9 protein-coding genes are annotated in these 11766 nt (G+C 60.3%); 5 read left to right on the plus strand and 4 right to left on the minus strand.

Annotated features, from left to right (window positions below):
* Positions 1-15: 15 nt before the first annotated feature.
* Positions 16-1026, plus strand: a complete 1011-nt coding sequence (locus QWU44_RS04170; protein WP_370914466.1) for a LacI family DNA-binding transcriptional regulator — start codon at positions 16-18, stop codon at positions 1024-1026.
* 65 nt (positions 1027-1091) lie between these two features.
* Here QWU44_RS04170 and QWU44_RS04175 read toward each other — a convergent pair whose 3' ends face one another.
* Complete coding sequence (locus QWU44_RS04175; RefSeq protein ID WP_370914467.1) at positions 1092-2003, minus strand: exodeoxyribonuclease III; 912 nt, start codon at positions 2001-2003, stop codon at positions 1092-1094.
* Positions 2004-2121: 118 nt separating this feature from the next.
* On the opposite strand from QWU44_RS04175, the gene QWU44_RS04180 reads away from it, so the two are divergent.
* Entirely contained in the window at positions 2122-2400 is a 279-nt protein-coding gene (locus tag QWU44_RS04180) for a hypothetical protein (RefSeq protein ID WP_370914468.1), read from the plus strand.
* Positions 2401-2437: 37 nt separating this feature from the next.
* On the opposite strand, the gene QWU44_RS04185 is transcribed toward QWU44_RS04180, so the two are convergent.
* Positions 2438-3676, minus strand: a complete 1239-nt coding sequence (locus QWU44_RS04185) for an MFS transporter (RefSeq protein ID WP_370914469.1) — start codon at positions 3674-3676, stop codon at positions 2438-2440.
* Positions 3677-3944: 268 nt separating this feature from the next.
* Between QWU44_RS04185 and QWU44_RS04190 the strand changes: the two genes are divergently transcribed.
* Positions 3945-6158 carry an NADP-dependent isocitrate dehydrogenase gene (locus tag QWU44_RS04190; protein WP_370914470.1) on the plus strand — a complete coding sequence of 738 codons (2214 nt, stop codon included), beginning with the start codon at positions 3945-3947 and terminating at the stop codon, positions 6156-6158.
* A gap of 182 nt (positions 6159-6340) precedes the next feature.
* Here the strand turns inward: QWU44_RS04190 and QWU44_RS04195 are convergent, their stop codons facing one another.
* Complete coding sequence (locus tag QWU44_RS04195; protein WP_370914471.1) at positions 6341-7951, minus strand: inorganic phosphate transporter; 1611 nt, start codon at positions 7949-7951, stop codon at positions 6341-6343.
* A gap of 367 nt (positions 7952-8318) precedes the next feature.
* On the opposite strand from QWU44_RS04195, the gene QWU44_RS04200 reads away from it, so the two are divergent.
* Together QWU44_RS04200 and QWU44_RS04205 are read left to right on the plus strand one after the other, a co-directional pair.
* Complete coding sequence (locus QWU44_RS04200) at positions 8319-8942, plus strand: hypothetical protein (RefSeq protein ID WP_370914472.1); 624 nt, start codon at positions 8319-8321, stop codon at positions 8940-8942.
* Between the two features lie 183 nt (positions 8943-9125).
* Positions 9126-10442 (plus strand): O-acetylhomoserine/O-acetylserine sulfhydrylase, encoded by a 1317-nt coding sequence (locus QWU44_RS04205; RefSeq protein ID WP_370914473.1) that lies wholly within the window; start codon positions 9126-9128, stop codon positions 10440-10442.
* 456 nt (positions 10443-10898) lie between these two features.
* Here the strand turns inward: QWU44_RS04205 and QWU44_RS04210 are convergent, their stop codons facing one another.
* Positions 10899-11747, minus strand: a complete 849-nt coding sequence (locus QWU44_RS04210) for an HtaA domain-containing protein (RefSeq protein WP_370914474.1) — start codon at positions 11745-11747, stop codon at positions 10899-10901.
* Positions 11748-11766 lie beyond the last annotated feature (19 nt).

Raw genomic sequence — 11766 nt, forward strand, 5'->3', positions numbered from 1 at the left:
ACGGAGACGATCAACGTGACAACCGCATCCAACCGCGCGACCATGCGCGACGTTGCCGCTCTCGCGGGAGTCAGCGTCCAGACGGTCTCGCGAGTTCTCAACAACTCTGGCCCAGCATCCGAGACTACGCGGAAACAGGTCCAGGACGCGGCAGCAATGCTCAAATATGAGGTCAACCTCGCCGCACGAGCACTCGCGTCAAAACAATCGAAGACCACGGGACTTCTCGTCACCGGTGAGATCCGGCACGGCGTCGCCAGGTTATTTTCCGCACTGGAGTCGGAGCTGGCGGCCCGCGGCAGGCACATCGTCATCGCAACCTCCCCCACCGATAACCCCAGCTCACTGCGGCGGGCGATCTCCTACCTGCACGGAACCAATCCCGATGGCCTCGTGGTCCTGGCCCGCACCTCCAACATTCTCCCCGTGATCGCGGCAAAGGCCCAGGTTCCCTGCGCCGTGATCATCGCTGGCAGACACGAGACGAATCGGGTGTCCACCGTCTCCATCGACCAGTACGACGGCGCCATCGCCGCGAGCCAGTACATCTTCGACATCGGTTGTTCGGCCCCGGTGTACCTGACCGGCGATCTCCGCTGGCAGGATGCACAGGTCCGGCTCCGTGGGTTCCAGACGGTATGCACAGCAAACGATACCGAAGCGGACTGGCTGATCGGCGACAGTTGGTCGAGCGCGAGCGGCTACGCGATGGGCGAGGAACTTCTCTCCCGGGGGCTACCCGACGCCATCGTCGCCGGAAACGATGACATCGCCATCGGAGCAATGCACGCCCTCTACAAAGCGGGTGTCCGCGTCCCTGACGACGTCTCCGTCGTCGGCTTCGATGACATCCCCCAGGCCAAGTTCCAGAATCCGTCCCTGACCACGGTCCGGCAGGATTTCACCGCCCTCGGCAGAACGGCACTGGAGGAACTCGACAGGATCATCGCCGGGGAACCCCGCCGGCACCGCCAACTCCCCGCCGAACTCGTCATCCGAAAATCAACGCGCCCGCGCCCCTGGTGAGCTCGGAGGGAGTTAGATTGTTTCACCGGCGGTGAAATACCGGTGAAATATGCCGACTTGTTCTCTCACCGGTACGTGACATTCAGGGGCGAGTGGTCGGACCAGCGCAGTGCATAATCCTCCGCCTTGTCCACCCAGCTCTTCTCGGCCCGGTCCAGGAGCGCCTTCGTCGCCGCCTGATAGTCGATGCGCCACCCGGCGTCGGTGTCGAAGGCTTTCCCCCGGTAGGTCCACCAGGTGTAGGGGCCGTCGCCTTCCGGCTGCAGCCGACGCGCCACGTCGAACCACTGCGGCTCATCGGGGATTCGGCGCTCTGGGAGTACCGCATCACGAACGTAATCGACGGCTCCGGCAAAGCTACCTGCGCCTTCGACCTGGGTGGCATCATCGGGGAAGGTGCCGAAGACGGAATCCATGAACGCGCGTTCGTCCGGCAGGAAGCCGGACTTCTTCCTGTTCGTCTTCCAGTTTTTCAGATCCTCGCGGCGATGGCAGATGTTCCAGTCCCCGCCGATCACCATCCGCTCGTGGGTGGCTGCTTGCTCCGCGAGAACACCCGTGAACTCATCGAGGAAAAGATATTTCTCATCCTGCTTGGCTGTGTCCGCCGAACCGGAGGGAAGATAGAGCGACGCCACCCGGACATCGTGATCCTCGATGTTCGCCGCAATCCATCGGCCGGAATCGGCGAAGGAACCGAAACCGATCTCCACGTCCGTCAGAGGAGTCCGAGAGAGAATTCCGACTCCGGCGCGCCCCTTAGCTGCCGACTCCGCACCGATCCAGTGCCAACCGGCGTCGAGCGCCGGAGCGAGGGCGTCGCGGGCCTGCTTGTCGCTGGCTCGAACCTCCTGCATGAGAACCACATCGGCATTCGAATGATCCAACCAGGCATGCAGTCCCAGATTTTCCTCACTGCGTTTCTTCACTGCAGCTCGGATGCCGTTGACGTTGACGGTGGTAACGGTGAAAGACATGCCCACCACGATAGTCAGCGACCGGCCCCGGGGACAGATGCCCCGCCTGTTGAGGAGGCCTGTGTTTCCGCGGACACTGGTTCACGACACAACGAGATTTCCACCCGGAAGGACAGCCATGACCTACACCGCGGATTGTCCAGATCGCTGGCCGCTACCCGTCATCATCACCACCGCAGGCCTCAGTATCGTGTTCCCCTGGATCATCGGTTTCACCAGTTTCAGCGGACCACTCGCGGACCATTCCATCACGATCAGCATTGTGCTCGGGGCTGTCAGTGTCCTGGTCAGTACCGTCACAAAACGGTACCGGTGGATCCCACTCGGGGTCCTCGGCGTACTGTCGCCGTTTCTCACCGTACTTCTGGTGACCGTATTCTACGGCTTCACCCGGTGAATGGACCGGGGCCGTGGCACCATCTTCATAGACGCTCCTACTTGCACCGAAGAGCGCGGCGTCGCAACAGATACGCAGGCCCCCACACTCCGAGCCCGATGACAGCCAGAGCTGCACCAGCGAGCGCCGGGGCGGAGTAACCGAGACCGCAGGCGATGACTGCACCACCGATCGCAGCCCCGGAGGCATTCGCTGCATTGAGCGCCGAGTGGTTGAGCGCCGCCGCGAGCGTCTGCGCCCGACCCGCGACATCCATCAACCGAATCTGCAGGGCAGGCACCAGCGTGGATCCACAGAATCCGACCACCCCGAAGCTGATCGTGCCGAGCCACGGGTCGGATGAGGCGACAGAGAAAATGAGTAGAGCCACCGCGATGGACACGAGTGACACGGCGATACCGAGTTCCAGATTCCGGTCCGCCAGCCGACCACCGACGATGTTTCCGAACACCATCCCGATACCGTAGGTGGCGAGCACCAGCCAGACCAGGTCAGAGCGCATCCCGGCGTGTTCCGTCATGGTCCAAGTAATGTAGGTGTAGATGGCGAACATGCCACCAAAACCGACGGTTCCGATCGCCAGAGTGAGCCATACCTGGGCATTTGTGAGAGCACCAAGTTCCGTTGCCGGATGGGTCGCAGGCATCCTGGTCATGTGCGGCATGAGACGCCACAACGCGGCGAGAGTTCCCGTGCCGATAGCCGCAACGAGCGCGTAGGCGAATTGCCACCCCAACTGTTCCCCGAGTGCCTGGGCGGCAGGTACACCGACAACTGTGGCGACGGACAATCCGAGGCCGATAAAAGCCACGGCACGGCCACGTTGTCCTTCCGGAGCCAGCGATGCCGCAGCCAGGCCCGACACAGAGAAGTACGCACCGTGCGGCAGCCCCGCTATGAACCTGGCGACGAGCAACAGGTGGTAATTTTCCCCCAGCATCGACAGGCCGTTGCCGACGGTGAAGGCGAGCATCAGAAGGAGCAGGAGCCGCCGTCGCGGGATCATTCCGGTTACCGCCGTGATCAGCGGAGCGCCGACGACAACCCCGAGCGCATAGGCGGAGATGATCCGACCTGCGGAATCCTCCCCGATCTGGAAGTCGGCGGCAATGAGATTCAGCAGTCCCATCGACACGAACTCGGTGGTACCAATACCGAAGGCACCTGCGGCAAGGGCGAGCATCGTCCATCGGCGTCGAGCTTCCGAAATCTCCGTCTGGACGGGAATCGGACGGCGTCTGGGTTCTGTGAGTTCGCGGATTATTCTCAGTTGCACGGTCGCACACTACTCCGGAGCAGTTTGACACGCTGCACCGTGGAAGGTGATCGTGACTAATTCAATGTCCGGGAGGGCGGTGTGCACCGAACCGGGTCAAACCCCCGAACCGGGTTAGTGGCACCACTTCCGCGCCATCGCGGTCGTTTGCCTTGGACGGCGATGAATCCTGATTTCCACCCTTTTCAAGGGTAAGAACACCACCGACCGAATGTTGAACAGGTATTCTGGACAGTTGAACCCTGTCCGATAATTTTGGGAGAACCTCTTGGCTAAGATCATCTACACCCGCACCGATGAAGCACCTCTGCTCGCGACTTATTCGCTGAAGCCGATCATCGAAGCCTTCGCCTCCACCGCAGGCATCGACGTCGAGACCCGCGACATCTCCCTCGCAGGCCGCATCCTGGCGCAGTTCCCGGATCGTCTGTCCGAGGATCAGCGCGTCGATGACGCTCTCGCCGAACTCGGCGAACTGGCGAAGACGCCAGAGGCCAACATCATCAAGCTCCCCAACATCTCGGCGTCGGTGCCGCAACTGAAGGCCGCGATCGCCGAGCTGCAGTCCCAGGGCTACGATCTGCCCGACTACCCGGACAAGGTCGAGACCGACGAGGACGCCGACGTCCGCGCACGCTACGACGCCGTCAAGGGTTCCGCCGTCAATCCGGTCCTGCGTGAGGGCAACTCCGATCGCCGCGCGCCGGAGGCCGTGAAGAACTTCGTCCGTAAATTCCCGCACCGGATGGGCACCTGGACCGCCGACTCCAAGACGAACGTCGCCACCATGGAGGACGGCGACTTCCGCCACAACGAGAAGTCGGTCATCATGCCTGCCGCCGACACCCTCACCATCACGCACGTCGCAACCGACGGCAGTGAGACGGTCCTGAAGGACAATCTCAAGGTCCTCGAGGGCGAGGTCATCGACGGCACCGTCATGCGCGCCGCCGCGCTGCAGGAATTCCTCGCCGCCCAGGTCGCGCGCGCCAAGGATGAGGGCGTCCTGTTCTCCGTGCACCTCAAGGCCACGATGATGAAGGTCTCCGACCCGATCATCTTCGGCTACGTCGTGCGCACCTTCTTCGCAGACGTCTACGCCACCTACGGTGAGCAGCTCATGGCCGCAGGTCTGGACGGCGAGTCCGGTCTGGCCGCGATCTACTCCGGCCTGGAGAACCTGGACAACGGCGCCGAGATCAAGGCCGCCTTCGACAAGGCGCTGGCTGAGGGCCCGTCACTCGCGATGGTCAACAGCCACAAGGGGATCACCAACCTGCACGTCCCGTCCGACGTGATCGTCGACGCCTCCATGCCCGCCATGATCCGCACCTCCGGCCACATGTGGAACGCGGATGACCAGGAAGAGGACACCCTCGCGGTGCTGCCCGACTCCTCCTACGCCGGTGTCTACCAGGCCGTGATCGAGGACTGCCGCGCCAACGGCGCCTTCGATCCGACCACCATGGGCACCGTCCCGAACGTCGGACTGATGGCACAGAAGGCCGAGGAGTACGGCTCCCACGACAAGACCTTCAAGATCGCCGCCGACGGCGTCGTCAAGGTCACCAACTCCGCAGGTGAAACTCTCATCGAGCACGAGGTCGCCACCGGCGACATCTGGCGCGCCTGCCAGGCCAAGGACGCCCCGATCCGTGACTGGGTCAAGCTTGCCGTGGACCGTGCCCGCCAGTCCGGCATGCCCGCCGTGTTCTGGCTCGACCCGGAGCGCGCGCACGACCGCAACCTCACCCAACTCGTCGAGAAGTACCTCGGCGAGCACGACACCGAGGGCCTGGACATCCGCATCATGAGCCCGGTTGAGGCCACCAAGTTCTCCGTCGAGCGCATCCGCCGTGGCGAGGACACCATCTCCGTCACCGGCAACGTCCTGCGTGACTACCTCACCGACCTCTTCCCGATCCTCGAGCTCGGCACCTCCGCCAAGATGCTCTCCGTCGTGCCGCTCATGGCCGGCGGCGGCCTGTTCGAGACCGGTGCCGGTGGTTCCGCCCCGAAGCACGTCCAGCAGCTCCAGGCCGAGAACCACCTCCGCTGGGACTCTCTCGGTGAGTTCCTCGCACTCGCTGAATCACTGCGCCACTTCGCCCGCAGTGGCTACGAGCGCGCCAACGTACTCGCTGGTGCCCTGGACCGCGCCACCGAGCGCGTCCTGAACGACGGCAAGTCCCCCTCGCGCAAGGTCGGCGAGATCGACAACCGTGGCTCGCACTTCTACCTCGCTACCTACTGGGCGGACGAGCTGGCCAAGCAGACCGAGGACACCGAACTCGCCGAACTGTTCACCACCGTCGCCGGCGAACTGAAAGACGCGATCGACGAGATCGACGCCACTCTCATCGAGGTCCAGGGCGCGCCCGTCGACCTCGGCGGCTACTACCAGCCGAACGATGAGAAGACCTCCGGCGTCATGCGCCCGAGTGAGAAGTTCAACAGCATCATCGATGGTTTGAAGAAGTAACCGTCTTCAGCCCCCATAGAACAACAACCCGCCACCCCGTCGATTCGGAGTGGCGGGTTTCTCGTACCCCTGTGCAGGATGTAACCGCCCTGGATCCCGGGAAACGGACAGAGGCCCACAACCCCTCATCGAATCCCGCAGACCCGGGAGTGTGTGAGCGCCGGGTCACTTACCGATCAGGATCACCCGAAGATGAGCGGCAGCACGAGAACGGTGGTGGATGCGACCAGGGCCGCACATGGAAGAGTGATCACCCAGGCGAGGGCGATGGGCTTCATGAGTTTCCAGTTAGCAGCCCTGTTGACGACGCCGACACCAAGCACCGCACCAATGAGGATGTGCGTGGAGGAAACCGGGAGTCCGAGAACCGAGGCACCCATCACGACGCCCGCAGCGGCGAGTTCCGCAGAGAATCCGGAAGCTGGGTGCATCTTCGTCAGGTCGGAGCCGACCGTCTTGATCACGTAACGGCCGATGAACCAGAGGCCCGTAATCAAGGCGACGCCCATGGCTACCATCGCCTGCGGCGGAACCGCGGCTTTGGAGTTGATCGTCTCAGTTTTCAACACGTCGATAACCGCAGCAAACGGACCGATGGCGTTTGCAATGTCGTTAGAACCGTGGGAGAACGCGAATGCGGCGGCAGTGAATACCTGCATCCAGGAGAACAACAGGAATGTGGACCGGGAGAGATTTGTCCGTTGCAGAGTCTTGGCGAAGATGAAAACCGCCATCCAGACGGCTGCAGCAACCATTCCGAGGATGAGGTAGTTGCCGACCGATGAAATACCGAGGTGCAGGTTCTTCAGCCCCTTGAACAGCAACATGGATCCAATAACTAGGGATCCGAGGGCAGCAAGGATCGGAACCCAGGTCACCAATGCCTTATGCGCCTCAACATCATCCGCTTGGGAATTGATGCGATGCAGTTCGCGGTAGTATTCGGACTCCAACTCCTCAGGATCGTACTCACCTTGTTCGATGAGTGCGGAGTCCCGCACCATCGCATTGGTGTACGAGATTTGCTGGAGTTCGCTCAATCGCTGGAAAGAGGTTTTGTGCCGTTCACGGAGTTCCGCACGCTCCTTTTTAACCTCCCGAAGTCGCTGGTCGGCTCGCTCATTGTAGGAGAGGATATGCTTTTTGACCAGCCAGAAAAGTCCAAACGCAACGACCCCTCCAAGGAGAGGAGAGAGTACCCACGACAGGGCGATAAGACCGATCTGAGACCACTGCACCATCTCCCAACCCGCTACACCGGTGGTAAATCCAAGGGTCAGTGAAGCGCCGACGATACCACCGATGATGGAGTGAGTAGTGGAAACCGGCAGCCCCATCCTGGTTGCGATGAGCAGCCAGATTGCAGCACCGAGTAGTGCCGACATCATTATCCATACGAACTGCATCGGCTCCAGTTCGATGCCGTTCAGGTTGACGATTCCCTTTCGCACGGTGTCAGTGACCTGACCACCAGCGATAACCGCACCGCCGACCTCAAAGATGGCGGCAACGATGAGTGCCTGCTTGATCGACAGAGTTCCGGCGCCAACGGACGTACCAAAAGAGTTGGCAACATCGTTACCACCAATATTGAACGCCATGAACATGGCGAACACGATGGCGGTCAACAGAACAATCGTGTTCGCACCCTCACCGACGTACCCATGGGACCAGAGAGTAAAAGTGACGAAGGCGATGGCAAGCATTGAGCCGAATCCGATGTGCCACCACTTATCCGCCCGGGTATCGGCCTGTACGACCTTTGAGACGGCTTCTAGCGTGCCTGTCGACATATGATATTCTCTTTCATTTCTCATTATTCCGGGAGGAGAGTGCCAGGGAGACCTTAGAGTTGAAGACTGAACAAATGGTGAACAAAATGGATACGTGACATGTCCTGATCGAGAATACTTAGGCGCATCACTACCGTAGCCAGAAACTCGCCACACAGAGTCCACCGATGCCCAGATCAGGAATTGGACGGATAATGGTCACATGCCCCGACGCACGTCCCCCATAACCACACCACCACCCCTCCCACCCCTCCCACCCCGAGTGTCGATCCTCGCCGGAACAACTATCGCAACATGCACATTCACACTATGTACACCATGGATAACGCCCGCAGGAGCCTACACCGTCACAGCGGACACCACCCGCATGGTCTGCACAGTGGATCCAGAAGAGGAGAACTCCGACGTTGTACGGTTCTGGACGACACTCGAAGAGGAAGCCCGAAATAAGCGACTGAATGAGCTGGACGCACTCGACCCGGGACTACGCTCCGCGATCGAGAAATACGATTCCTCAACCGACGCACCTGATATCCCGAGTCCCACCGACCTTCAACGGAGAATAGGCGCAGTCGGCGGAGCAGAAGGCCTCGGAATGCTAACCACCACAACCGCCGAAGATGCGGGCGTGGAGAGTTCCGCTGCCGATCATAAGACCGAATACACGGAGCAGGAGACTCGCGCCGCAGCCGCAGCGATTGCCACAGATCCAGCAGCACAGATCAGGGATGCGCTGCGGAGCCAGGCTGCAACAGGAACCCGCCTCGATGAGATCAAAGCGGAACTCTTCAATGACAGGGCCGCAGAGTACAACCGAACCCAGGAACACCTGAGGAACAGCCTGCTCGACTGCGCGGACGAGTTGAAGAAGGCGACTCCTCTCCCCACATGGATTTGGATTGTAGGGGCCATCACGCTGACAGCACTCCTCGCGACCGTCCTAACGGCAATAAAGAACGCCCGCAGAAAAAACCGGCACTCACGTGACTGAGCAAACGCTCCAACACGCCCCAACAAAGAACCGATCTGTCTATTTTTTTCACCCCATCTACCTTTATCTTTGCCAAAAAATAGACCAAGCTGTTTACTTTTTCTCCGTTCCTGAACTACGGTGATCACCAGCGCAAAACAACGCCGAAAACACCTCCGATTCTGACGAAGGACACCGATCACCATGACCCAGTACGACAACAGCATCGCCGATTCCTGGGGCTTCGATACCCGCTCCGTCCACGCCGGGCAGCCGGTCGATTCAGAAACCGCAGCCAGGAATCTGCCGATCTACCAGACCTCCTCATACGTCTTCCGCTCAGCGGAACACGCCAAGCAGCGCTTCGCCCTCGAGGACCTGGGACCGGTGTACACCCGCCTCACGAACCCGACCGTGGAAGCGGTTGAGAACCGTCTCAACTCTCTCGAAGGTGGGGTACACGCCGTACTGTTCGCCTCCGGACAGGCAGCCGAGACCGCGGCAATTCTCAATATTGCCCGGGCAGGTTCCCACATCGTGGCCTCACCACGCCTGTACGGCGGAACGCTCACCCTTTTGGGCGTAACTCTTCCCAGACTGGGGATTGAGACAACATTCGTCGACGATCCAGATGACCCGGCCTCCTGGCAGTCCGCGGTACAAGACAACACTGTCGCCTTCTACGGCGAGACCTTCGCCAATCCACAAGCCGACGTCCTGGATATCCCCGCCATCGCCGAGGTCGCACACAACAACCACGTCCCGCTGATCGTCGATAACACCCTCGCCACCGCAGCTCTCGTCCGGCCACTAGACCTCGGCGCCGATATCGTCGTCGCATCAACGACGAAGTTCTACACCGGAAACGGATCAGCACTCGGTGGAATCCTGGTCGACGGAGGTAAATTCGACTGGACCGTCGAACGCAATGGCGAACCCATCTTCCCCGACTTCGTCACCCCCGATCCGGCCTACCACGGCCTGAAATACACGGATCTGGGCGCAGCAGCGTTTGGATTGAAGGCGCGTGTCGGTCTCCTCCGCGACACCGGGGCTGCCCCCTCCCCGTTCAACGCATGGATCACTGCACAGGGCTTGGACACGCTGTCGCTGCGTCTTGAGCGTCACAACGAAAATGCGGCGAAAGTCGCCGAATTCCTCGCCAAAAATGAGAACGTCACTGCAGTCAACTACGCGGGCCTCCCCGAGTCCCCGTGGAACAAGGTGAAGGAAAAGCTCGAACTGAAATACACAGGTTCTGTCCTCTCCTTCACCATCAACGGAGGCCGCGAAGAGGCCTGGGCGTTCATCGACGCCCTCAAGCTGCACTCCAACGTCGCCAATGTCGGCGACGTCCGTTCACTGGTTGTCCACCCGGCATCCACCACTCACTCCCAGTCCGATGAAGCCGAGCTGCTGCGCGCCGGAATCACGGAGGGAACAATCCGACTTTCCGTCGGAATCGAAGACATCAATGACATCCTCTCCGATCTGAAGCGCGGTTTCGACGCGATCAAATAGATCCCGAACCCCAGTCCTAGAACACCCCCGGCTCCACACCAAACGGACCCGGGGCCACGTTCTGAAACCACTACGTTCAAAAAGACACTGCCAGACGCCCGATAACGTGTTGTTTCTCCATCCGTGCAGTAACTAGTTTTCACCGTCTCGCCGAATCCCTCCACATGACCCCTCCTGCCCCGGTCAGCGCCTTGAAACCAGGAACGGGACAATGACGGGTACCCCTCAGAGGTTGATATCGAATCAGGTATCGACGAACAGCCTTCTCCACCGCGAAGAACCACCAGGGAGTTGTTCCACACCTACCGACGACGAAGTAGCGGCGAGCCACTCGAGTCCTCGCCGATCCGCCCTGTCCCGCAAAATGATGTAACCCGGAGAAGATGAAAGTGGCCCCGGAATTATCCCGGGGCCACTTTTCACTGCGTCGTCATACTCTCAGAGAAAATCTCCGGATCAACGGTGCATCATCATGTTGATATGGTGTGCGATTGCAGCGATGGCGGCGATTGCAGCACCAATACCAAGCGCAGCCACAACCCCGTTGTTCTTGAAGAGCTTGTTGAGCATGTCCTTCAGATTGTCCACGACCTGATTGAAGCCGTCGCCACCGACGCTCGATCCACCTCGGTCGGACGGATCCTTGGGGTCGGACGGATCCTTGGGGTCGGACGGATCCTTCGGATCCTCGCACTGTTCGCTGAGTTTCGTCTTGACCTGCAGCGGAGCCATCTCCATATCCTTCTGATAGAAACCAGAGAACAACTCGGCAGCAGCCTTCTCCGTCAACAGCACCTTCGCACCGGACAGATCAACATCACCAGCAACAAGATTCGGCGCCGCATCCCAGGTCACGTTCGCAATCACCGCATCATCAGCAACGAACGGCGCATCCCCCTCCCGATTCGGATACTTCACAGAAGAATAATCAGCGATGATCTGCCCCGACTTACCGTCAACCGCAACCTTCACATCCGAGATCTTCTGATCCAGTTCCCACTTATCACCATTCTTGTGACCGTGAATCACAATCGTGCCATTGAGTCCGAACACCGCCTTCGACGCCGACTCAACCGACGAACGCTCAGCATCCACCCCAAAAACGAACGGCCCCTTCCCCGGATCATCAATAGTCACACCATCAGAAACAATCACCTCACCGTTGGTCGCGGGAGACTTCAAGTACCTGAGATAACTATCCTTGATCGACCACGACGCAGAACCCTCATCGACCGAAACGACGCATTTCGGCTGCTCAGCGGCCACCGCGATCCCGGCAGGCACGAGAAGGGAACCAGCGGCCATGGACACTACGAAAGCGCCA

The organism is Corynebacterium sp. CCM 9203 (assembly GCF_041357675.1).
GTDB lineage: Bacteria > Actinomycetota > Actinomycetes > Mycobacteriales > Mycobacteriaceae > Corynebacterium.